Raw genomic sequence first — 23,385 nt, forward strand, 5'->3', positions numbered from 1 at the left:
CATGCGTACGGGACCCCTGGGGGCGCCCAGATGTCACCATCTGGAACAGCCACGAGAGGTCCCGTGCGCGGAGTTCAGCTATGTTCCGCCGCTCACGGGCAGCGCGACCAACCACCGCGCTTTGTGAAGCTCGCGCGCGTTCCCTCCGCAAAGAGCCGAAGACTTTCGGTTCTGGGGTTTGCGGGGATGCTCAAGAAGGTCGAACGGCCCGGGGGCACCAACCAGTCTGGTCCCCCTGCCGCTTCACCTTGGATCGCCGGAAACTCTAGCCCGCTGGCTGTGATGAACGTCCCGCTCACGGCGAATCCGTTGGGGTTCGTGACCGACCAAAGGTGGGCGCCATCGGTCCTCTCGCAAACAGGCGCGAGGTCCATGGCTTCCACCTCCTGGGCTTGTACTACCGCATCCACGGTGGCCTCGGCGTCGACGAAGCCGTGTCCGGAGGCGTAGTCGAAGCCGCGAGCGAAAGCCGGGTCGTCGATTGAAGATTGAAGGCCCTGGTCGAAGGGATTGTCCATGTCGATGGCGCGCTCGATGAGCAGCGACTTCAACCCCGAAGGGCTGAGGGTTTTGTTCGAGGCCTGGAGGGCCAAGGCAGCGATCGCGGCCACGTTCGGTCCTGAGGCTGAGGTTCCGAAGAAGAAGTTCTTGACGATTCGGCGCGTACGGACGCCAAAGAACGTCGTCTCCACGCCGTCTGCCCCGACGAGATCTGGCTTCTGGCGCACCTCGGGCTCGCTCAGCCTGTTGCCCAGGGTGTCGAAGAAGATGGGGTCGCCCCCCACCGACGACGTCGTGATCAGCGTCTCTCCGTCATCCGCACGGAATACGAGGCTCGGACCGCCTTCGTGGCTCAGGATGGGGCGCTCGGGTAGGGGCGCGAAGGAGACGAAGCCTCCCTCGATGGGTTGCCCCCCCAAGGTCGCGTTCCAGTGCGACGCCCCCAAGGGCGTGTTGAACCACGACGCGCTTCCCACGCTCACGGCTGAAGGCGCGGCCGCCCGAGACCAAATGGTGGGGCCCTCGAACGTGAGACTCGGGATCCTGACCGAAGGACTCGAGAGGGCGAACTTCACGTAGCTCGGCGGTGGGCCGTCCACGCTCGCCTGGAACAGACCGATGAGGTATTCGGCGCTGGGATCGAGCGATTGCCTGAAGAACGCAAGAGCGTCGAGTCCGTTGTAGGAACCGCCCGCGGCGAAGAACGTGAACGAGGCTTCGCCGGGGCGGCGTCGAAGAATGAGAAAGCGAAGATTACGCGAGATTCCTGCGCACTCATCGCAGAGTGAGCCCCAGGGTTCGTCCCACTGAAGCGCAAGGCGCATGATGGTCGAAGCCGGATCCGTGCTCGATGCACTGGTGTTGAATTCGAGAGGAACCAGCACAACCACGTTGTTCGGGTCAGGATCGAAGTCATGGAAGATGCCTCCCAAGGCAGATACCGGCCGAAACGGCGAGCTGTAGTAGCGCGCGTTGGAGCCGCGGCTACGGCCTCCCAGGCCTGAGTTCCCTGCCGAACTCACGTAGAAGATGCCTTCCTTCACCGCAGCCTCGATGGACTCCACATTGGCGTCATCCTGGAAGAAGGGAGAAATGTCGTTCGAGGCCACGTCGTCCACGATGATGTCGCAGTCCGTTTCGGCCCGCAGTTTGTCCACCGCGGCCGCGACGAAGTTTGCAGTGTCGCCCCCGGCAAATCCCACGAACGAAAGGCGAGCTCCGGGGGCTATGTCGTGAACCAACTCGGCCATTGCTCGACCTTCGTCGACGAACACGGGAGGAAAGAATATGGCGTCCCCCTCCTGGAGAACGTTGATCGCCTGGGGATAAAGAGGGTTCCCGGGTCCTGGAAGCTCACCCGCGGCAACGCCGGCGGCGAAGCCGTTTTCGAGGTCAAACGAAGACGAAATGATGCAGACGTGTACCCCTTGTCCATCGACCTTGTACTTCGCTCGGACGCGGTCGACGCCGTGGGCCTGGACCGCTTGATTGGGCGTGCCTGTGTCACCGTTTGGAAAAGACGAGGTGGGCTCGCTGTCGGTGAGCGCCTTGCCAAGCAGCCGAACGCCCGAGATGCAGGGGTGCTCTTCGAGGGTGTCGAGCTGGGCAACGGGGACCCACCCGGTGGCTTTCAGGCCTGCGGAGGCCACCATACGGAGCCCGGCTGACTGGAAGCAGGTCGTTGCAGCCATGCTGGCGGGTTTGGCCCTGGTCACCTCCACCATGACCTCGCTTTGCCCTGCGTGCTCACGCAGGACCAAGCTTTCGTCGGGCAGGCCCGCGAGCACTTGGCGGGCCGATGGCTTGGCGTTCAGCGCCTGGGACTTCAGGTTCACGTCCACCGGTTGTTCGATCGTAGGGTCGGGGGACGGAGCGGGCTCACAGGCTGCCAGGGCGATCGAGCCCAGGGCCACGAGCCATGCGGGCTTGCGGGATACGGGGGCCGTTCGCCGCCCTTTTGGGAACGCGTCGTACATCATTTTTTCCTCCACGAGGGGTTCGGGGCCCGCGGCGCCCGTGCGACTCCGCGGTTCGATCGCAAGGGATGACCCCCAAGGCCCGCTTTCGGTGCGCCCCCGCCACGAAGAATCTCTTCGCAGACGTGAATTCCCAAAGAACTCGTGGAGTTTCCAGGACTTGGTTGTGACTTCGTCACCGGAGCTGCAGACTTGCACGCCAGATGGCTTCCCCAAAGAGCGCCGAAAAAAAGGTCGAGCCCGCCGAGAAGAACTACATCACGCCAGCCGGATACAAAAAGCTGGCCGAAGAGCTCGACTATCTTCGCTTCAAAAAGCGCGCCGAGGTCGTGAGCGCACTGGCAGATGCGGCGGCTGAGGGGGATCGTAGCGAGAACGCCGAGTACATCTATCGGAAGAAGCAGCTTCGCGAGATCGACAAACGCATTCGCTTTTTGGCCAAGCGCCTGGACGTGGCGGTGGTGACCGATCCGCGGGAACAGCGCCAAAACGAGCGCGTCTTCTTCGGCGCCAAGGTCACCGTGGAGGACGAGGAGGGCGTGCGTCACACCTATCGGATCGTGGGCGTGGATGAGATCGACGGCGGCCAGGGGGATATCTCCTGGAAATCGCCCGTGGGCAAGGCGCTGCTCGGCAAACGCCTGGACGACACCGTGGTCGTGAAGTGGCACGCGGGCACGCGTGAGCTCACCATCGCGGAAATCAGCTATAAGGGCTGAATATCCGTGCAGCCGTGGGCAAAAAGTGCCCAGTGAGAACGGCGGCGCGACAGGTTTGTGGCGGCTCGGTGTTGGGCCTGCATCTTGCTGCCAGACGATTGTGTCGCGAACGCGACACTTTCCTCCGAGGTCTCCCACATGTCGAATGGACTCTACGTAGGCATGGCCGGCGCCGCAGCCCGGGCCGAGCAGCTCGACGCGATTGCCGACAACTTGGCCAACGTGCAAACGCCGGGGTTCCGCGCCACGAAGGTGGCGTTTCAGTCGTTTCTGGCGTCGAGCGGCGTCACGGACAAGGTGTTCCCGGCCGCGGTGTCGTCCGGTCTGGACATGTCACCCGGGCAGCAGGTGGTCACCGACAATCCCATGGATGTGGTGCCCGACGGCATGAGCTTCATGGCCGTGGGACGCCCCGATGGTTCGGTGGTGTACACGCGCAACGGCGCGCTGCAGGTGTCGAACGAGGTCCTGGTGTCCGGGGGGCTGCCGGTGCTGGACGTCACGGGCCGTCCCATCGCCATACCCCCCGAAGGTGACGTGCGCGTCGAAACGGATGGCGCCGTGTTCGTGGGCGAGCAGGTGGTGGGTCAGCTGGCCACGTTCAAGCTCGAGGGCAACGTGCAACGCCTCGGGGCAACGCTCTACGCGCCCGGGCCCGGAGGTGTAGCGCGACAGCTGGCCGAGCCCGTTTTGCTGGTGGGGGAGCTGGAGATGGGCTATCCGCTCGAGGCCAGCATCGGCATGATCTCGGCGCAGCGGAGCTACGACATGTCGATGAAGGCGCTCGAGACCTACCGGAGCCTGGACTCGCGCGCCGTCGAGGTGGGACGCGTGCGCTGAGCCCCGGGCATCGTTCGAGCCTACCGGCGGGCGCCCGCTCACCACGGACGCCCGCCGGCGGTTCTCATCCGTTTAGATGCGTCCCGAGGGGCCCCACCACGTGCTCGAGCGTTCGTCGTGGGGAACCATCGGGCATTGCCCCTGTTGCCAGCCTTCCACGCGCTCGTGCACGCGCTGCCGGAGAGCCGCGAAGGCGAGGGGGTCGGTGGCCGTGAAGGTCAGGTCCATACCGGAGTCGTGTGAAGCCACGGTGACCCTGCGTCCAAGGGCAGCTCGGGCGCCCCACGCACCGTCTTCGTCCGTGCTCGGGTGCCGCCCCAAGGCCTCGGCGAGGGGCTCGGCATGAACCGCGAGCGCGGCGGGGCTGACCCCGGGGGTGGCTTCGACACGTACGACGACGGCGTCTGCTTTGTGCTCGATGCCTACCCGGGCTTTTTGGAGGGCAATCGGGCACTGGGCGCGCTTGGCACTCGACGTTGCCGTTCCTTCCGAGTGCGCGCATGCCGTGAACAGGGCTGGCAGTGCCAACGAAAGACCTGCCACCTTTGCGAGTGCTGCGAACGACTTCATGGCCGAACCTCCTGAGGGTTGTTTCCCACCTAGCGCCCCCGCGCATCGCGGGGGTCAGCTGCCGTGGTCTGGACTCTCAAAGCTTGGGCCCCGAAGGCCGTCGCGCCCAATACGAAATCAGCGCGACAATCATAGGGTTTTTGAATGCGTTCGCGCCCGGACGAAGGAAGGGCCCTCAGGGCATCTCAGAGTCCATGGCGGCGCTTTGGGCGTAGCCGATGCGAATGGCCACTGCGCGCACCTTGGTGCCTTTCGGAAGCTTCAGCGGTTCGTGATAGAGCTGCCACGCGGAGCTTCCTATACCGTCTGCCGCCTGATAGGCGATGGACGCGCCTGGCGTGGGGGAGCTCATGCGCAGGTAGCCGTGATACCGCTCGAACGCAGGCGCCGCGGTGGCTGGCTGTTTGCCGCCAGGCCAGAACGTTTCGACCATCTCGGGCTCGGGCACGAAGCCCCAGTCGGTCTCTTCCATGACGAACTCATCCACGGCGTTGCGCAAACGCAAAAGCTCCTTGCGGTAGCGGGGGTCCTGCGCGAGATCACGCACCTCGTGCGGATCAGACGCGGTGTCAAAGAGCTCTTCGGCGGGCTTGCGGGGCCGGAACCACAACGACTGCACGTCGTTCAACTTGCCTCGATCACGTAGATCGTAAATGTCCAGCATGCCTTTTTGGTTGCGCCGAAACGCGATGGTCTGGTGCATCGGCTTGTCCGGCTGGAAATAGCGAATGTACTTCCAGCGCGTGTCGCGGGCGGCGCGCACCAGATCGTAGGCTTCGTCCATGCGGTCGCGCGTGGCGAAGAACACGTCACGGGGCTTGGCCTTCTGAGGACCCAGGAAGGGGCGGCCATCCATCCAGGAAGGGACGGGCGCTCCGGCCAGCGACAACATGCTGGGCCCGAGGTCCATCAGCGTCACGAGCTCGTCCGACTTGGTCCCCGCCCCGCGCTTGTCGGGCCAGCGAATGATGAGCGGCACCTGCAAACCGGAATCGTAGACCTCGCGCTTGGCCCGGGGTAGCCCTGCGCCGTGATCGCCGTAGAAGATCACCACGCTCTTGTCGAGCAGCCCTGCTTTTTCGAGCTCGGCCAGCTGTTCGCCCACTTTGATGTCGAGGTGGGCGAGGTTGTCGTAGTAGCGGGCCACGTCTTGCCGCACGGCGGGGGTGTCAGGGTAATAGGGCGGCAGCTTGACCTTCTTGGGGTCGACGGCCATGGGCTCGTCGGCTTGGGCCCAGACCTGAGATTCGTGGGTCTCCATGTAGTTGAAGACCGCAAAAAAGGGCGTCTCGGGCGTGGGCCGGTTGCGCCAGTGTGCCTTTGTGCTGCTCTCGTCCCACGCGGTGAGCGGACGCGCGAACTGATAGTCTTCCTTGGGGTTGTTCGTGGTGTAGTAGCCGGCCGCGCGCAGAAACTCGGTGAAGCACTTGACCTCGGGCGCAGGTACGGCCTCGTAGGGCTTGACGTGCGTGAGGCCCTTGGCATTGGTCCGCATGTTCATCGCGCCGATGCGCGTGGGGTACTTGCCCGTGATGATCGAAGCGCGGCTCGGCGCGCAGACACCCACCACGGCAAAGGCTTTGGTGTACGTGACGCCTTCGGCGGCCAGCCGGTCGAGATGAGGCGTTTTCACGGTCCGGTCGCCGTAGGCGGCCAGATGAGGCCCGATGTCCTCGGCGACCAGCCACACGACGTTGGGCCGGTAAGCTTCAGCCCCGCCTCGGGGGAGAGCGGCTGCAAAGGCCCGTGGGGCCGCGAGGGGCCCGAGCAGAAGGGCCACGACGAAGAGAACGAGACGTTGGGGTGCAGGCAGATGCATGGGTCGAAGAGCTTTCAGAAACAGAAGCGGTGCGTTGCGTTCGCGTCGCGGTCGAGTTTAGGGCCCGAAAGAGGAGCGCTCCACCCGCAGAACGCCGACGCGCGCCGCGTTCCGTCGTATCGGACCCTAACACGTGATCACGGGCGCACCGGGCCCGCCCGCGGGGCCTTCCCCCGAGCGCCCAAGACCCAGGACGCACAGCCCTTGCGGGCACCCGCGCGGGGCCAGGGGCTCGCCGCTCATCGGTGCGAAATATCGTGTTTTGTCATGACTCCCTCAATTGACTTACATAACAACCCTGTGCGCTACCTGCCGTTGTGGCATACCCACAGGCATGGTCATTCGGGTACGGCCGGTCGACGGTTTCACGGCGTTCTCGGGCCTTTTGGCCCTCCTGGTTTTTGTGGGTTGCACGGTCGAGGCCGAAGGGATCGGCTCGGCTGACCCCGACCCCAACCTGCTCGATGCGGGGGCGCAGCCTCTGCTCGACACGGGGATCGTGCCAGGTGCGGGAGGAAGCGTCGGCATGGTTTCGCCCGACGCGTCCGTGGTCGGGGAACCCGAGACCGGCTCCGACGGGTCCGGGGGAGCGGGCGGCCAGCCCCTTGGCGGCGGAGGCATGGGAGGCGTCGTGGGCGCCGGCGGATCCGGCGACATTCCGGCCTCCGGGGGCACGGGGGGAACCCCAGACCCGGGAACGCAAGGTGGATCGCCGGGTGGCGGTGGCATGGGCCCCGTGGGGCAAGGCGGCCAGACGGGCCTCGGGGGGCAGGGCGGTGAGGGGGGCGGTCAGATTCCCCCAGGCAAGGGCCCCAACTTGGTCGACAACGCCGGCTTCGAGAAGGGCCTTCTGGATTGGAAGAACGTCAGGGGTACAGGAGGGCTGTTTGAGCCCGGCTACGAGAGCATGACCGGCTTGCTCGAGCCGAGCCTTCTCGGCTGGTGGCAACAGGATCTGGGACGTTTCGTTCCGGGCAGGGCTTACGTGATCTCCGGGTGGGGGCGCGCCCCGCAGGGCGGCTGCCGCATCGGCATCAAGGGAGGGGCCAGTGCGGGCGAAATCAGGCGTGACAGCGAGCCGTTCGGCCCTACGTGGTCGGAGCGCTCGTTCGTCTTTACGCTTCCGACGGACCTTCGCTGGCTTCAGATCTTTCTCGCGAACACCACCGGGACGAATTGCGAATACGACGACCTCTCCGTCCGAAGGGGCGACGCGAACGAGTAACGGGACGCTCAGCCCTTCGAGGCCGCCAGTTGATGGCATAGCGTACGAAGGTCGGAGGCCTCTTGAATGCGTTTTGCAATGCCTTCGGGGGACATGTCGAGCTTCGCGTCGAGTCGCCTCTCGGGCCGCAAGTCGGACAGGGCACTGGCCGCAACGATTCGTTGCTCGATGGCACCGGGGCTCATGTCCAGGTGAATCATCGATCCATCTCGCTGAGCTTGATGACATCCATCCGGTCTTGCGGCCGTCCCGATTGCATCTTCATCTGAAGAAGCCCCTCACGCGAAACGACCACTAACGGAACGTCCCCGAACATGCGGGTGGCCCTGCCCTCCCAGGCCTCGCGCAAGTTTTCGTTCACGAAAAGAAGGTCCACGGTCATGAGATCGCCGTCTTTGACCTTGTTTACCCTTGCCATCGTCATCCCATCGGAGAAGTCCATCAACCCCGCTTCGAGCGTGTACCCCACCTGCGCAAGAACGCTTTTCGCCCCTGCAAGGCTCTCGGGGCGAATCAGCAAGTCGATATCCTTGGTGGCCCGGGGGGCCCCCCACACCGCCACCGCCAGCCCTCCCACCAGGGCGTAGGGAATTTCGTGCGCCGTGAGCGCACCCACCACCGCCCTCAGTTCCGAAGCGAGGTCCATTTCGCACAGTCTAGCGCGGGCACGAGCAGCACGCGGTGCGCGGCAGCCCGCCGGTGGCCTGGAAGCTCACGGGTTGGCGGCCGGGATGAGCGCGCGCTCGAGCGCCTCGTAGGGCGCCTCCGCGCGCGCGCGGTTGGCCTGCTGGGCCAACTGGGCTGCGTTCACGATGTTGCCCACGTAGAAGAACGAAGCGGCAAGCCCTGCGGCGGTGGCAGAAAAGGGCAGATCTTGTGTCGCCAGCTCGACGGTGGCGGTGATGAAAACGGCGTTCAACACCAAGGCCAGCGCCGCCGACTGCCAGGCGCCGCAATACGCTTGCCCGGCACCGGGAAGGAGGGCGCTCGCAACGGCGGCCAGTGGGATCGACTTGGTCGCACGCGCCTCCAGGTAGTCCTGCCGCGCGCCCGCGATGTGCATCCGAAGCTCTGGCGCGAGCGGCAGCCTGGCCAGGTCAGATGCAAAGGTCGGCGCTTCGGGCTTTGCCAGCAGGCCAAGCCGCGCCTGCTGCTCTGCGGGAAGCCGGGCGAGACGTGCCTCGAACGCCTGTGTGTCTTTGTCCTCGAGAAAGGAAAGGGCGATGAGTGTGTCGAGGTGCAGCCGCTCGGCTTCGCTCGGGGCCAGACGGGAGCCCCTCTCTAAGAGCGTGCGGGCATGGGCCCGCTCGTCCAGTCTGAACAAAGCCAAGCTGTCGAGACGCAGAAGCTCGACCCTCTCGGTATCGTCGGCTGCCTGCAGCGATGCGGCCTGTGCCAGAAGGTGCGCATCCAGGTACCTTTGCGCCTGCAGGCGCTCCACCACGGCGGCCACCCCGGGGGGGCGATGCGGGGGCGCGTCCTCGGACGCCCACAAGGCCGCTACCAGAGCCAACCACATGAGCGATGTGCGGGGGCGTGAAACCACCGCAACCGTCCTTCGATGGTCACGGGTGACAGACCAGCCAGCGGCGCGCTGGGCTCCAGGAGAAGGTGTGCACCGCTCAGCGTGAGCGCCACCAAGGGACCGCAGCGTTGGCTCGTCAACGCGAACAGCGCCGAATCAGACGGGTACATCGGGCAAGAAGACCCCACGGCTTTCCTGATGACGTTGCGATAGGTGCGCACGGCGGTCGAGGGGGGGGCGGGCGTGGCCCCGGGGGCGCTGGCGCCGAACCACGCCGCGGCGCCCTCCACCCGATAGCGCGCGTCGAGCGCGTTCATCTCGGGGCGCTTCATGAGCCCCACCGTGCAGCCGCTTGCCCATAGAAGAGCGAGGCATGACCACGGGTAGGGCTCGAAGCGCCGCACGTCCGGCCTGGTTCAGGGCGTGCGAGGCGCCGGTGCACTTTGGGGGGGAGGCGCCCAAGCTCCCGGCGGGGGCGCCTGGGGGGCGGCTGCCGGAGGGGGGCCCTGGGGCACGGCGCCCGGCTGCCATCCGGCCGGAGGCGCGCTCGGCCACGCGGGCGGCGGGTATCCCGAGCCGTTGAGGGGCCGCAACTCGAAGGTATGCACGGGCTTGTAGCGCATGATCCAGAGGAAGGGCACGAGCAGGAACACCCCGCCGATGCACGCGCCCACGTCGAACTCTTCGTTGCGGCTGATGACGCCGTCGACGGATTCGTAGCCATCGAGCTCCATGTGAACGGTGGTCGTGCTGCCCACGATTTTCGTGTCCGTCATCGTATAGGGCGTGCGGCCAACCGGCTCGCCGTTGAGGTACAGCTTCGCCCCGGAGGGTTCGCTGCGGATGACCGTGCTGCTGGCACAAGCGCTCGTCAGAGCGGCGAGCGTCACGGCGGCTGTCAAACGTTAGGAGAGTTTTCGGATGTTGGGCATGATCGGTCGGCATGCTGCCAGCTGACCATGCCGGGCGTCAATCTGCGCCTCGCGAATTGCCAACGCGGCCCCGCGGCCCACGCGCCCTCCGGGCCGCGACGCCGTGTCGCGGCCCGAAGAACCCGGGTCGGCGACCCTCAGATCGAGAGCGGGCCGTTGCCGTCCCGCCCGAACGACGAGATGTTGGCGCCCACCATCTGGGCTGCCGAGACCCACGCCTTCGAGTGGGGATCGTTGAAGCTCAGATAGCGCCCGAGCCGCAGCTTGCCGCCGGCCTTGCCCGTCCAGACCATGGTCATGTTCTTGGGGTCGTGAGGGTTGCCGAGGCCCATGTCGCTCGTCCACACCATGAGCGTGTTGTCGAAGAGCGTGCTGCCCTCGCCGTCGTCGCGGGCCTTCATCGCCAAGATGAGATCCCGGAACAGCTCCGCGCGCCACTTGAGCACCACAGGGTAGTCTTTGCGGCCGTCCGGAACGGAGTAGTCACCACTCGCCTTGTGCCAGGCGTGTGCGAACTTGTGTTGGGCCGTGTTTTTGCTGCTGGAGCTGATCGGCAGGAACTCGTACGTCTGCTGATCATCCCGCCCCTTCATGAACATCACCGTGGCCACACGATGTTTTTCGCAGTGAATGGCCGTCAACAGAAGGTCGTGCTGGATGGCGGCGATTTTGTCCATGCTGGTCACCGTGTCAGTCCACTTGTGCCCTTCTGCCAGCCCGCGCATGTCGAGCGCGGGCCGGGCGCCACACGACGTGCCTCCGGGGATCACGATGGTGGAGCCCCCGCGGCCTTCGTCTTCCAGCACCTTGAGGTCGATGAGATCGCTTTCCACCTTGCGAATGGATTCCGTGTGCTGTTCCAGCTTCGTACGGTCAGCCTGGTCCAGCACCTTTTTGACGTCGTCGATCTGACCCTTGATGGCGTCGAGCACGCTTTGGCGTCGGCGGTGAAGCCGGTAAAGCGCCATGTCGCCGCCGCTGGGCGTTCCACCCCCCGGGGTGGTGGTGCCGCCGCCCGTGGGGGGCGTGCCGCCAAAAAGCTCGGCATAGACGGTGAACGGATTGCCCTGCGGAGACACCATGTTGCCCCCGCGGTAGCTCATGCGCGTATCGGCGCGGCCGTTGTTTTCGGTGGCCACGCCCAGCTGCAAGCTGCGTCCGTTTGCGATTTTGTCTGCCACGACCTGATCGATCGAGTCCTTGCCGGCGCCCGTGAGCATCGACGCCAGCAGGCCGCCGTGCACGCTGCCCACGCTCAAGAACTTCGACGCATCGTTGTGTACGCCCTTGAGGAAGACCAGGTCGTCCTTGACCGGCCCCAGAGGCGCCGTGTGATCGTTCAACTGAAAGCTCGAGCCCCCACCCGTGGGCCACCACTTTTCGCCACCCAATTCCTTGGGTTCCATGTTGCCGTCGGGCTGGAACCAGATCACGAAGCGAGTGGGTCGCGCGGCATGAGCCACACGCTCTGCGGTCAGCAACGAATCGAGGAAAGGCAGCGCCACGGAAGCCCCGGCCGCCCGGAGCACCGCACGTCGGCCGAAACGGGTTGTCTTCACGCTTTTGATGGAACTCATATGTAGTGCACTCCTCGAAGGGTCAGGGTCGTCCAGTTACGAGGGCGCTCGTGGCGATGCGCTCGAGCGCCGAGACCACGCTTGCCGATCCGCCGTTGCCGAGATCCCAGGCCAGCCAGTCCATGGCGCATTGGTCTTGGGCCGTCAGATCGCGACCCACGGAAAACTGCAGCATCTGCCGCGCCATGCAGCGGGCGACGAAATCACTGGCCCCCAACTTGTCGCCCAGCTCTCCCACGCCCGAGATCGTACCTGAGGCGTCGCCGGCCTCTGCCAGCTCTCCCGTTGCGTCCACGTTGGCGCCGCTCGGGTACTTGTCGCGCCAGCGCCCGATGGCGTCGAAGTTCTCGAAGGCAAAACCGATGGGATCCAGGTAGCGGTGGCAGCCGTTGCAGGCGGGATCCTTCGAGTGCTGCTCGAAGATCTCGCGCGTGGTTTCGGCCGTGTCCGAGGCGGGAAGGTCCGGCACCGGCGTGGAGGGCGGGGCGATCTCGGTGCACAGGATGCGCTCGCGCACCAGCTTGCCGCGCAGAATCGGTGACGAGATGTCCGACAAAGCCGTGCCCGCGAGCACGGCGCCGGACGTGAGGATGCCGGCCGAGCGGGTGGGATCCTCGTCTTTTTTCTCGAAGGTGTTTGCCTTCGCGTCCTTGCCGTAAAGGGTGCCCAGCTTCTGATCGTAGAAGTTGTAGTGGGCGCCAAAGAGCTCCAGCGGTTTGACTCCCTCGTCGAACGCGACGTGTTCGATGAAGCGATCCGCCTGCGCATGCAGGGCCTTCACCGTGGATTCATCGTAACTGGGGAAGAGCGCGGTGTCCTTGGGCCGCTGGTCCACCTCTTCGAGCAAGAGCAGTTGGTGGAAGAAGTGTTTGACGCTGCTGCGGGCGCGCGGGTCGTCCAGCATGCGGCGTGTTTGCGCTTCGAGCTCGGAGGGCTCGCGGAGCTTGTCGGCTTCGGCCGCGGCGAAAAGCTCGGCGTCGGGCAAGCTGCCCCACAGCAAGTAGGACAGCCGCGTGGCCACGTCGAAAGCGTTTTTGCTGTCCACGCCCTCGCGTTTGTAGAGAAACTCGGGCGCTTGCAGCACGAACTCGAGTCCTGCTGACATCCCGGTTTGCGTGTCGAACTTGTCCGCGAGATCGTTGAAAAGGCCCACCAGGCGGGCCTTTTCGCTGTCCGAGAGGGGCCGCCGGTAGGCCCGGTACGCGATCTGGGTCAGGTAGGTCTCGAGGCAGGCTTTGTCGTTGGCGCCGCACTTTGTGAGCCCAGCAACATCGGCGGTAAGCTTTCCGGCGAGATCCTCCGCAAACCGCAGATACCCCTTGGCCTCGGCGGCGAGCACGGTTTGCACCTTTTCGTTGTTGTCGTAGTGGCTCACCTGGTTGTCGCCCACGAGGTGCGCGGCCACCGTGGGGGCCACCTCGGCGCCGAAGAGGTCCCGAACCGAGTTGACGAGCTCGAAGTTGCTCAAGCGCCGAAGGCGGGGGGACACCGCCGCGATGCCGCAGGAGGGCTGGGTGATCGCCTCGTCCTTGATCGGGTCGGGGGGGGGACCCACGGGCGTCTCGTCGGGCTTCGCGGGCTCCCCGGGTTCGGGCTCGGGTTCGGGCTCGGGCTCGTCGGTGGAAGCCGCTTTGGGGCCGACGGATCCGCTGCAGCCCACGAGGAGGGCAAGCGCCATCCCCGCGGTAAGGGCCGCCGCACGAAGGGTCCGGGGGCGTAGATCGGATGAGATCCTCATGCGCCTCTGTTGCCACCAAGGACCGGCGCGTGGGTTGACAAGGATCAATCATCCGAGCCTCGGGGCCACGATGCGATGCGGCTTAGGCTGTCCGGTTTTTTGCGGCACCCGCCGGGCCGACTTTAGGCTCGGACCCATGGACAAGAGCTTTCTCGTCGAGCAGCTCAGGCAGCACCTGCAGACCTCCGCGCGGGTGGCCGTCAAGGCCACCGAGGGTGCCGTGGTGGGCGTGAAGACCGCCGCTGGCACCGACAACCGGCTGCGCAGCGCCAATTTGGCCCGCGCCCAGGCCGTGCGCGCCGAACGCAGTTACCACGAAACGGCCGTGCTGGATTCGTTTCGCCCCAAGCCCCTGCCCCCGGGCTCGCGGATCGCGCTGGGCGCCATCGTGGAGGTGGAGGACGGGAGCCAGGGGCGAACCTTCTTTTTGGCCCCGGTGGGGGCGGGCACCGAGCTGACCGGGCCAGGCGGAGACGGCTTTCTCTCGGTGGTCACCCCGCAGTCGCCCATCGGGCGTGCCGTGATGGGCAAGCGCGAGGGCGACGAGATCGAGGTTGACCTGCAAGGCGACGCCCACGAGTGGGTGATCAGCTTCGTGGGCTAGGCTGCTTGCCCGGCGCAGGGGTCGCCTACAGCCAGCTTTGCTTGTAGTCGTGGGCGTACGTCTGCAGGCTGCGGGGCGGCTTGCCGGTGACCCGCTCGACGCTGGGCGTGGTGCGGTTCGCCCAGCCCGCGCGCACACCCGCAAAAAGCTGCACCAAGAGGTCGGCGTAGTCGGCCGGCAGCCCCACCTGGAGCAGCGTTTGTTTGAACGATTCGGGCGAGACGTTTTCGTACCGAATGGGAAGCCCCGTGGCGGCCGCGAGGATCTCGGCGGCCTGAGCGTGGGTGATGGCCTCGGGACCGGTCAGATCGAAGGCCTGGTTGTCGTGCGTATCGTCCAGCAGCAGGCCCGCCACGGTCTGGGAAATGTCTCTCGCGTCCACGAAGCCCACCTTCCCGTCGGCCGCCGGCAGAGCGATGGTGTGAGCGGCGACGATGCCGTGACGCCAAAAGGTGTTGAAGTTCTGCATGAACCAGGTGGGGCGAACGATGTTGTAGCGAAGGCCCGAGCCCTCGAGCTCGAGCTCGGCGCGCCGGAACGGGATGCTGGGATCGGCGTCGACCCCCATCGCGGTCATCATCACGACCTTCTCGAGCTCGTTCTTTTTGGCCTCGGCGATCATCTGCGACAGGATCGGGTACTGGTTCGCGTAGCCGGGTGGTGACAGCAGGAAGGCGCGGCGCGCCCCGGCGAAGGCGGCCTGCACCGTGGACGGGCGGTCGATGTCCAGCTCGACCCAGGTGACGCCCTCTTGGGAGGCTTGTTTGGCAGGGTTGCGGGTTCCGGCCCGAACGGACTGTCCCGTGCTCGCCAGAGCGGAAATGACGTTCGAGGCCACCGTGCCGCTGGCTCCCACCACCAAGATGTCTTTCGCATTGCTCATCGTCAGGTCTCCTTGTTGTGCCTGGAATCAGGATACGAACTCGAGGCGACGACGAGAATGGAGAAAAGTCCAAAATACATGTCTTCGAGTATCGTCTCGGTGGATTCTTCTGCCGGTTCTGCAACACTTTACCAAGTGGACCTGCTCACGGACGTGATCACCTCGACCCGGCTCGAGGGGCGTTTGTTGCACCAAACGAGTTTTCATTCGCCGTGGGGCCTCCACTTTCCCTGTCCCCGCAGCGCGGGCTTTCACATCGTCACGCAGGGCCAGGTGTGGGTGCGCTCGCCCCATCTCGAAGCGCCGCTGTCGTTGTCACGGGGCGACGCGCTTTTGGTCGGGCGGGGTGTAGCCCACGAGCTTGCGTCGGGGCCCGAGGTACCGGCCGTGAGCCTCGAGGCGTTTTCGCAGCAGCACGACGCCGCTTTGCCTCCGCGGGGTGCACGCCCGCTTTCCACTTTGGTGTGCGGCGTCTACACCTTTCAAAACGAAGCGGTCCACCCGCTCTTCGATACGCTGCCGCGCTTCTTCGTGCTCACCGCCGAAGAGGTGCCCGCACCGTCTGCGCTTCAAGCGGCGCTCTTGCTGCTCACCGCCGAGCTAAAGAACGAGCAACCGGGTCGCGAGATCGTTTTACACAGGCTGACGGACCTGCTCTTCGTGGCGTTGCTTCGCCACTGGATGGCCGAGGAGAGCGTGCGTGCGACCCTCGGGCCCAGCTGGTCGCGTGCGCTCCGAGATCCGGGGCTCGGCCGGGCCCTCGAGGCCATGCACTCCGAGGTGGCTCGGGACTGGACGTTGGAGAGCCTGGCGCAACAGGCGGGGCTGTCGCGTGCGGCGTTTGCGGCCCGCTTCAAGAGCCTGACGGGCGAAACGCCTTTTCACTACCTCACGCGCCTGCGGGTCCAGCGCGCGGTCGACCTGATGAAGACGAACGATCCTTCCTTGCAAGAGCTTGCCGCGCATACGGGGTACGCTGATGCGTTTGCCTTCTCCAAGGCGTTCAAGCGCATGATGGGCGCCTCACCCCGCGCGTTCCGGAAGACGGTCGAACGACGGTGAAGCCTGTCAATTGACGGTGGGGAAACGTAGGCCCCGTACGCCCATAGGGCGGTGGGTGAGACGAAAATGTGCGCACCAGGACATCGAAGGGCTTACCATTCCCTCGTTTCGATGCGCGGTGCTCGGCCGCGTGGAATGGATGACCGCCTCAGGAGCAAGTGAAGCAAGATGAGAATGAACCGACTTCAAAAAACGACAGGAGCGATGGGCCTGGCCCCGTCGCGCTTTTTCGCAACAGCCGCTGTGGCCTTGGCTTTTTCAGCCACGACGCTTGGCTGCGCGGCCCCGACGAAGCAGACCCCCGCACCTGGCCCTGTGGCCACGTCGGAACCTTCTGCCCCTCCCGAGGAAGCCAAGCCTGCCGAGGCCATGGCGCCCAGCGAGAAGCGAATATCTGCCTACAAGGTCGAGGACTGGTGGCCCAACCGCCTCGATCTGCGCGTTCTCAAGGAGAACGCTCCCAAGGGCGATCCTGTCGACGAGTCCTTCGATTATCGGGCAGCGTTCGCCAAGCTCGACTTGGCCGCGGTGAAGAAAGACATCGAGAAGGTCCTCACCACCTCTCAGGAATGGTGGCCGGCCGATTGGGGCCACTATGGTGGTCTCATGATCCGTTTGGCCTGGCACAGCGCCGGCACCTACCGGATCACCGACGGCCGCGGGGGGGCGGCTTCGGGAACCATTCGCTTCGCACCCCTCAACAGCTGGCCCGACAACGCCAACCTCGACAAGGCGCGACGTTTGCTGTGGCCCCTGAAGCAAAAGTACGGGCGCAGCCTCTCGTGGGCTGACTTGATGGTGCTCACGGGCAACGTGGCTCTCGAATCGATGGGCTTTCAAACCCTGGGCTTCGGTGGCGGTCGGGAAGATGTTTACGAGCCCACGGACATCAACTGGGGGCCCGAAACCCAGTGGCTTGCCGATGAACGTTTCTCCGACGGGGGCAAAACCTTGGCGCGTCCTCTCGGTGCCACCCAGATGGGGCTCATCTACGTCAACCCCGAGGGCCCGAACGGCAATCCCGATCCGCTTGCCGCGGCTCACCACATCCGCACCACTTTCGGCCGCATGGCCATGAACGACGAAGAGACGGTGGCCTTGATCGCCGGCGGTCACACCCTGGGCAAGGCACACGGTGCGGCCCACGCGGGGAAGTACGTCGGGCGTGAGCCCGAGGGCGCTTCGCTCGAAGAGCAAGGCCTTGGCTGGAAGAACAGCTACGGCAAGGGAAAGGGCGCCGATACGATCACGAGCGGCCTCGAGGGCGCCTGGACCTTCACACCCGTGAAGTGGTCGCACCAGTACTTCGAGAACCTTTACGAGTTCGAGTGGGAGCTCACCGAGAGCCCCGGCGGGGCCAAGCAGTGGCGTCCCAAGGGCGACATCGACCGGATGGTTCCGGACGCTCACGACGCCACCAAGCGCCACAAGCCCGTGATGTTCACCACGGACCTCGCCCTCAAGATGGACCCCGTCTACGGGCCCATCTCGAAGCGGTTTTACGAAAACCCCAAGGAGTTCGAGGCCGCCTTCGCGCGGGCGTGGTTCAAGCTCACTCACCGCGACATGGGCCCTCACGTGCGCTTGCTCGGGCCCGAAGTGCCCAAGCCTCAGCTGTGGCAGGATCCCGTGCCCGTCGTCGACCATGCCCTCGTGGGTGAGGCTGACATCGCCGACCTCAAGCGGCGCATCCTGGCCTCAGGGCTCTCCACCTCTGACCTCGTGAAGACCGCGTGGGCGTCGGCGTCCACGTACCGCGACACCGACCTGCGCGGAGGCGCGAATGGCGCACGCCTGCGCTTGGCTCCGCAGAAGGGCTGGGAGGTGAACCAGCCCGCTGAACTCGCCCGGGTGCTCGCGGCCCTCGAGGGGGTGCAGGCCGCGTTCAACAAGAAGGCTGGAAGGAAGAAGATCTCCCTCGCGGACCTCATCGTGCTGGGTGGTGTGGCGGCCATCGAGGACGCGGCGAAGCGCGCGGGTGTCCCGGTCAAGGTGCCCTTCAAGCCAGGCCGTGCGGATGCCACCCAGGAGATGACCGACGTGGAATCTTTTGCGGTGCTGGAGCCCCGGGCGGATGGCTTCCGGAACTTCGTGGGCAAGGAGCAGGAACGTCCTGCTCCGGAGCTCCTCGTGGAGAAGGCCGACCTGCTCAACCTCACGGCCCCGGAGATGACGGTGCTCGTGGGTGGTCTGCGCGCGCTGGGCGCGAACTACGACGGCTCGAAGCATGGTGTGTTCACGAGCCGTCCCGGAACGCTCACCAACGATTACTTCGTGAACCTCGTCGACATGGGCGTGGTGTGGCAGAAGTCTGCCCAGGACGACTTGGTCTACGAGGGTAAGGTGCGCGACACGGGCGCCGTCAAATGGACGGGGACCAGCGTGGACATCGTCTTCGGCTCGAACTCCCAACTGCGTGCCATCGTCGAGGTGTATGCCGCCGACGATGCCAAGGAGAAGTTCGTCAAGGATTTCGTGGCGGCCTGGAACAAGGTGATGAACCTCGATCGCTTCGACCTCGCGCCGAAGCCAAGCGGCCTCGTCGCCAAGCGCTGAACGCCCCTCGCGAAGGGCTAAAAGAGGCGTCGGGATGGCCCCGGCGCCTTTTTTGTTTTGCGTGCGCGCGGTTGTCACGCCTTCGAAACGGCCGCTGAGGTATACCGACCGGCATGGACGTTGATCTCGACGTGAACAAGATGGCGCAGGTTCTGTACGGCCTCTCCGTGGAGTACGGGCTGCGTGTGCTGGGGGCCCTGGCCATCCTGCTGGTCGGCCGTTGGATGGCGCGCTGGGTGTCGCGCGTGGCCGAGAGCGCGCTCGTGCGTGCGAAGGTGGACGGCACTCTCGTGCGCTTCCTGCGCAACCTGACCTATTCGGCGCTCCTGGCGGCGGTGGGGCTGGCCGTGCTGAGCCAGCTTGGCGTTCAGACGGCCTCGTTCCTGGCGGTGCTGGGGGCCGCGGGCCTCGCGGTGGGTCTGGCGCTGCAAGGCTCGCTGTCCAACTTCGCTGCGGGTGTGCTGCTGATCTTGTTCCGTCCGTTCAAAGTCGGTGACTTCGTGGAAGCCGGGGGCACGGCGGGAACCGTGGCCGAAATTCAGCTCTTCACCACGATCTTGTTCGGGCCCGACAACCGCAAGTTCATCGTGCCCAACTCTCAGATCCTCAGCGCCACCATCACCAACTTCAGCGACATCGAAACGCGTCGGGTGGACATGGTCTTCGGGATTTCGTACCAGGACGACATTCCCAAGGCCAAGGCGCTGCTCGACAAGCTCGTCAAAGAGGAGACACGCATCTTGGCCGAGCCGGTACCTGTGATAGCGGTTTCCGAGCTGGGGCCGCACGGTGTGGACCTCGTCGTGCGCCCCTGGGTCAAGCCCGACGACTACTGGAACGTGCGCTTTGACTTCACTGAGAGGGTCAAGTTGGCCTTCGACCAAGAAGGCATCAGCATTCCTTTCCCTCAGCGGGACGTTCACATCAAGTCGGGGCAGAGCGCGAAGCTGGCTTGAGGGTGGGCTTGCCGGTGGACCCGGCTCGACCTCCCGTGGTTTCTCGAGGATGCGTGACGTTCGTGTCGTGGTCTTGTCGCATGCGGCGAGACGCCACCGGCGCGAGACGGGCGGAGGGGCCGAAAAAGAGGGAACCGGTGCGTTGGCGCGGAACTTGCTGGCCGCATCGGGCATGTCACGGAACTGGCTCGCGGTGGGAATCTTCGTCTGTGCGTGGGCGGCAGGCCCAAGCGTCGCCCGCGCGTGTGGGGGCTTCTTCTGCGCGAGCGCACCCATAGACCAAAGCGCAGAAGAGGTGGCGTTTGCGCTGTCCCCGGGCAAGGTGACCGCACACGTGCGCATCTCTTACACGGGCACCGCGGAGCGCTTCGCGTGGGTGGTCCCCGTGGCCTCGGTGCCGAAGCTTGGCGTGGGCAGCGAGGCGCTCTTTGCCTTGCTTCGCAACCGTACGAACCCCAGCTTTCAGGTGAACTGGTCCCCCGAGGTTCAGTCCTGCGCCGCCTTTTCCTTTCCCTCCGCGGCAGGGGCAGCGGATGCGGGGGCGCCCGTCGCCGGCAACGATGCGCCGGGCGTGATGGTCCTCTCGCGTGAGGACGTGGGGCCCTACGACGCGGCCATCTTGAGCGCCACCGATGCCGAGGCCCTTTCGAAGTGGCTGACCGACAACGGCTACGACCAGCCCCCCGCGGCCTTGCCCGCCATACGCCATTACGTCGACAAGCAGATGCACTTCGTGGCGATCAAGCTGCGACAGAACACGGGGGTGGGAGAGATCGTGCCCCTGTCGTTGGAGCTCGACGAGCCCGAGGGCTGCGTGCCGCTCGTGCTGACCCGCATTGCCGCCACGCCGGACATGCCCATTCGCATCTTCGTGGTAGGCGCTTCGCGGGCCATTCCGAAAAACTGGTTTCACGTCGAGGTGAACCCTCGTCAGATCGATTGGTTCTCGGGAGGGTTCAACTACCCCGCCCTCGCGACGGCTGCGGTGAACGAGGCGGCCGGCCACGGCTTCATCACGGAGTTCGCAGGCGCCATGCCTCCTGAGTTCGCGGGCACGCTGTGGCGCCTGGGTGCGTACGACCTTGCGTCGGTGCGTGCAGCCACGAACGCGCGCGCGGCCATTCAAGCGGTTTCGGTGCTGTCGGGGTCCTTGCCTCAGGGCTCGAGCGGGATCGTGCTGTCGCTGCTGCGCCAATACGCGCCCTTGCCAGCGGACCTCGCGCCGCAAGACACGTTCATTTACAGCTTTCCTGAAGAGCATGCCGAGCGCCTGGCTCTGCTGACGGTGGACGGGGCCGCGCTGGCGCAGGCCCTCGAGACCCGGCTCGTTCAGCCCCTGCGCGAGGCGCAGGCCCTGCTGGACGCTGCGCCCTACCTCACGCGGCTGTTTTCGACGGTGTCGCCCGACGAGATGAACCGTGACCCCTTTTTCACCCTGAGCCCGAATCTGCCCGACGTGAGCAACGTGCACGTGGCGGAGGGCACGGGCCGCTGCGAAGGGGGGCGCATCCTGGACGGCCGGCTGGCGCTGCCCTCGGGTGACGTCATTCAGTTCGTGAGCGAGATCTCGCCGTTCGGCGGCACGCCGTGGGGCGTGGGTCAGGGCGAACCCAGCGCCGAGCACATCGCGTTGACGCGGCCGAACCAGACGCCCGTTTTCCTCACCCGCGCGCAGGCGGCGTACATCGATACCCTCCTCATGACCAAAACGGCCGAGGAGATCACCAGCGGGGATCTGGGGGCCGCGCCCAAGGACCTTCCCACGGCGGGCGGTATGCCCGACGAACGCACGGGCTCGAACCTGGATCCCGGCGGGGCAGGCAGGACGCCCCCGGTGGTGATGGTCAACGGCGACGGATCACCGGCCGATGCGGGCTGTGGGTGTCGGGTGGGCGGGGGCGGCGCTTCTGCGGGTGCGTCGGCCACGCTGATGGGCCTGGCGCTGCTTGTGGCAGCGCGCAAAAGGCGCCGCGGTGAGCGGACTACGCCTTCGGCCCGTTGACAGGAGCTGTGCGTTCGTGCGCGCGCACGAGGTCGAGCAGGTCGGCCCCGAAGCGCTCGATGCGGGAGGGCCCGAGTCCCGGGATCTTCGCCAGCGCCGAACGGGAGGCCGGGCGCGCTTCGTCGAGCGCCGCGATCACCCGCTGCTGAAAGACCATATAGGGCTTCCACTTGAGCTTGCGGGCCATGCGCTTGCGGTAGTTTTCGAGGCTGCGCACGAAATCGTTGTAAAGGGGGCGTCGGGGGCGCGTCCGGGTCGTGGGGTCCTTGCGCGGCTCGTGTGCGCTTGCCCGCACGGCTTTGCCCGGCAGCCACACCGTGGGGTACTTGACGCCCTTGCGTACGAGCGTGCCGGCCGCGAGCAGCTCGTCGATGGCGGCCACGATGGCTTTTTCGTCGTACGCACGCAGCTGGCCGTGGTGCGCGAGCTGCATCAGACCCAGCCGCGCCAGGGGTCGCGCGCGGCTGCCCCGCAACGCGCGGGCCAAGTTGGTTTTTCCCACCGGGCGCGCCAGGGCGCCTACAGCCTCCACGATCACGGCGCGCGCCGCTTCGGGAAGCGCGAGGGTGGGGGCGGGTACGTGCGGCTTGCGGTCGGGTTCCGCCTCGGCCGTTCCGGAACACACGTCGCACTGGCCGCAGGCGGGATGCGCTTCGCTGCCCGTGAAGTGCGCGCACAGCAGCACCTGCCTGCAGACCTGCGCGCGCGTGTACTGCTCGATCGACGCGAGCGCCGCGTCCAGAAGGGCGCCCTTCGTGCCGCTGGCCGTCTTGTCTTGCAGGCGGCGTTGCGTGACGAGATCGGCGGGGCCGAAATAGAGCACACAGCTTGCGGGCTTGCCGTCGCGTCCCGCGCGACCCGCCTCCTGGTAGTAGGCCTCGAGGCTTCCCGGACACTGAAAGTGCACCACCAGCCGCACGTCCGGATAGTCGATGCCCATGCCGAAGGCGTTCGTGGCCACGAGCACCCGCGTGCGCCGGGCCTCGAACGAAAGCTGCGCCCGTTCGCGAGCCAGCTTCGTGCGCCCGGCGTGGTAGTAGCCGGTGGCGATGCCGGCTGACTTCAGGGCCTTCGTGACGCTTTCGGCTTTTTTGCGCGTGCTGCAGTAGATGATCGCGCGCCCCTCGGCCTTCCGTCCTTCGCCGAGGTGATCGCGCACGGTCGCGACGAGATTTTCGAGCCGTGCCACATCGGTGCGCAGGGGACGCACGCAAAAACGCAGGTTCGGGCGGGAAAAATCACCCCGTACCCGCTCGGGCTCGCGCAGGTGCAAGCTCGTGACGATCTCGTCCATCACCCGCGGCGTGGCCGTCGCGGTGAGCGCAATCACGGGGCAGGACACGAGCGCGCGCAGCTCGCCGAGCCGCAGATACTCCGGGCGAAAATCGTGTCCCCACTGGCTCAGGCAATGGGCCTCGTCGATCGCCAGCAAGGCGATGGGCACGCGCGCGAGCAGGCGTCGGAAGCTCTCGAGCGCCGCCCGCTCCGGCGAGACGTAAAGCAAGTCGAGCGCTCCGGCGAGCAGGCTACGAACGGTGTCACGGCGGCTGGCCTCGTCCTGGTGGCTGTTCATCGCAGCGGCCGCCACCCCGAGGCCCCTGAGCGCGCTCACCTGATCGTGCATCAGCGCGATGAGCGGCGAGATCACCACGGTGGTGCCTTGCCCGCGCCGGCGCGCCACCAGGGCAGGGACCTGGAAACACAGAGATTTGCCGCCCCCCGTGGGCAAGAGCACCACCGCGTCGCGCCCCTCCGTCACGGCGGCCACCGCGCGGGCTTGCCCCGGGCGGAAGCCCGGCAGGCCGAAGACGGTGCGCAGAATGACTTCGGGGGAATCGGGGCGGGCGGTCATCTTGGAGGGCGGGGCGTGGCGCGGGAGCGCGCGGATGATACCTTGTTA

At 66.0% G+C, this 23,385-nt stretch carries 20 protein-coding genes; 8 read left to right on the forward strand and 12 right to left on the reverse strand.

Annotation, left to right across the window (positions count from 1 at the left end; genetic code table 11):
- Positions 1-92 precede the first annotated feature (92 nt).
- Positions 93-2,480 (reverse strand): hypothetical protein, encoded by a 2,388-nt coding sequence (locus KA712_02190; GenBank protein MCG5051745.1) that lies wholly within the window; start codon positions 2,478-2,480, stop codon positions 93-95.
- 200 nt (positions 2,481-2,680) lie between these two features.
- Between KA712_02190 and greB the strand changes: the two genes are divergently transcribed.
- Both greB and KA712_02200 read left to right on the forward strand, forming a co-directional pair.
- Positions 2,681-3,196 (forward strand): transcription elongation factor GreB, encoded by a 516-nt coding sequence (gene greB, locus KA712_02195; protein ID MCG5051746.1) that lies wholly within the window; start codon positions 2,681-2,683, stop codon positions 3,194-3,196.
- Positions 3,197-3,334: 138 nt separating this feature from the next.
- Entirely contained in the window at positions 3,335-4,036 is a 702-nt protein-coding gene (locus KA712_02200; GenBank protein ID MCG5051747.1) for a flagellar hook basal-body protein, read from the forward strand.
- 72 nt (positions 4,037-4,108) lie between these two features.
- On the opposite strand, the gene KA712_02205 is transcribed toward KA712_02200, so the two are convergent.
- Positions 4,109-4,606, reverse strand: a complete 498-nt coding sequence (locus KA712_02205) for a hypothetical protein (GenBank protein MCG5051748.1) — start codon at positions 4,604-4,606, stop codon at positions 4,109-4,111.
- Positions 4,607-4,781: 175 nt separating this feature from the next.
- On the reverse strand, positions 4,782-6,425 hold the full coding sequence (locus tag KA712_02210; protein MCG5051749.1) for a sulfatase-like hydrolase/transferase: 1,644 nt from the start codon (positions 6,423-6,425) through the stop codon (positions 4,782-4,784).
- Positions 6,426-6,759: 334 nt separating this feature from the next.
- Between KA712_02210 and KA712_02215 the strand changes: the two genes are divergently transcribed.
- A complete protein-coding gene (locus KA712_02215; GenBank protein MCG5051750.1) occupies positions 6,760-7,650 on the forward strand; it encodes a hypothetical protein in 891 nt (296 codons plus the stop codon).
- A gap of 8 nt (positions 7,651-7,658) precedes the next feature.
- Here the strand turns inward: KA712_02215 and KA712_02220 are convergent, their stop codons facing one another.
- The 7 genes from KA712_02220 to KA712_02250 all read right to left on the reverse strand — a co-directional run bounded on the left by KA712_02220 (position 7,659) and on the right by KA712_02250 (position 13,422).
- Positions 7,659-7,835 (reverse strand): hypothetical protein, encoded by a 177-nt coding sequence (locus KA712_02220; protein MCG5051751.1) that lies wholly within the window; start codon positions 7,833-7,835, stop codon positions 7,659-7,661.
- 11 nt (positions 7,836-7,846) lie between these two features.
- Entirely contained in the window at positions 7,847-8,296 is a 450-nt protein-coding gene (locus KA712_02225; protein ID MCG5051752.1) for a nucleotidyltransferase family protein, read from the reverse strand.
- Positions 8,297-8,362: 66 nt separating this feature from the next.
- Positions 8,363-9,169: a hypothetical protein gene (locus tag KA712_02230; GenBank protein ID MCG5051753.1), complete on the reverse strand. Its 807-nt coding sequence runs from the start codon at positions 9,167-9,169 to the stop codon at positions 8,363-8,365.
- Complete coding sequence (locus tag KA712_02235; protein ID MCG5051754.1) at positions 9,151-9,507, reverse strand: hypothetical protein; 357 nt, start codon at positions 9,505-9,507, stop codon at positions 9,151-9,153. Before KA712_02235 ends, KA712_02230 begins: the two co-directional genes overlap by 19 nt.
- Before the next feature lie 84 nt (positions 9,508-9,591).
- Positions 9,592-10,077: a PEGA domain-containing protein gene (locus KA712_02240; protein ID MCG5051755.1), complete on the reverse strand. Its 486-nt coding sequence runs from the start codon at positions 10,075-10,077 to the stop codon at positions 9,592-9,594.
- 167 nt (positions 10,078-10,244) lie between these two features.
- Positions 10,245-11,684, reverse strand: a complete 1,440-nt coding sequence (locus tag KA712_02245) for a DUF1552 domain-containing protein (GenBank protein MCG5051756.1) — start codon at positions 11,682-11,684, stop codon at positions 10,245-10,247.
- A 22-nt stretch (positions 11,685-11,706) separates the two neighbouring features.
- Positions 11,707-13,422, reverse strand: a complete 1,716-nt coding sequence (locus KA712_02250; protein MCG5051757.1) for a DUF1592 domain-containing protein — start codon at positions 13,420-13,422, stop codon at positions 11,707-11,709.
- A gap of 136 nt (positions 13,423-13,558) precedes the next feature.
- Between KA712_02250 and KA712_02255 the strand changes: the two genes are divergently transcribed.
- Positions 13,559-14,026, forward strand: coding sequence for a GreA/GreB family elongation factor (locus KA712_02255; protein ID MCG5051758.1), 468 nt, complete (start codon positions 13,559-13,561; stop codon positions 14,024-14,026).
- A 25-nt stretch (positions 14,027-14,051) separates the two neighbouring features.
- Here the strand turns inward: KA712_02255 and KA712_02260 are convergent, their stop codons facing one another.
- Positions 14,052-14,909: an NAD(P)H-binding protein gene (locus tag KA712_02260; GenBank protein ID MCG5051759.1), complete on the reverse strand. Its 858-nt coding sequence runs from the start codon at positions 14,907-14,909 to the stop codon at positions 14,052-14,054.
- A 78-nt stretch (positions 14,910-14,987) separates the two neighbouring features.
- On the opposite strand from KA712_02260, the gene KA712_02265 reads away from it, so the two are divergent.
- From KA712_02265 to KA712_02280, 4 genes are all read left to right on the forward strand, one after another.
- Complete coding sequence (locus KA712_02265) at positions 14,988-15,971, forward strand: AraC family transcriptional regulator (GenBank protein ID MCG5051760.1); 984 nt, start codon at positions 14,988-14,990, stop codon at positions 15,969-15,971.
- 369 nt (positions 15,972-16,340) lie between these two features.
- Complete coding sequence (gene katG / locus KA712_02270) at positions 16,341-18,527, forward strand: catalase/peroxidase HPI (GenBank protein ID MCG5051761.1); 2,187 nt, start codon at positions 16,341-16,343, stop codon at positions 18,525-18,527.
- 113 nt (positions 18,528-18,640) lie between these two features.
- Positions 18,641-19,483: a mechanosensitive ion channel gene (locus KA712_02275; protein MCG5051762.1), complete on the forward strand. Its 843-nt coding sequence runs from the start codon at positions 18,641-18,643 to the stop codon at positions 19,481-19,483.
- Between the two features lie 49 nt (positions 19,484-19,532).
- The gene (locus tag KA712_02280) at positions 19,533-21,485 is read left to right on the forward strand and encodes a DUF2330 domain-containing protein (GenBank protein ID MCG5051763.1); all 1,953 of its coding nucleotides are present in this window, start codon (positions 19,533-19,535) and stop codon (positions 21,483-21,485) included.
- Here the strand turns inward: KA712_02280 and KA712_02285 are convergent.
- On the reverse strand, positions 21,466-23,337 hold the full coding sequence (locus KA712_02285) for a RecQ family ATP-dependent DNA helicase (protein ID MCG5051764.1): 1,872 nt from the start codon (positions 23,335-23,337) through the stop codon (positions 21,466-21,468). The genes KA712_02280 and KA712_02285 overlap by 20 nt on opposite strands.
- Positions 23,338-23,385: the final 48 nt, after the last annotated feature.

It is taken from the genome of Myxococcales bacterium (assembly GCA_022184915.1).
Lineage (GTDB): Bacteria > Myxococcota_A > Polyangia > Fen-1088 > Fen-1088 > JAGTJU01.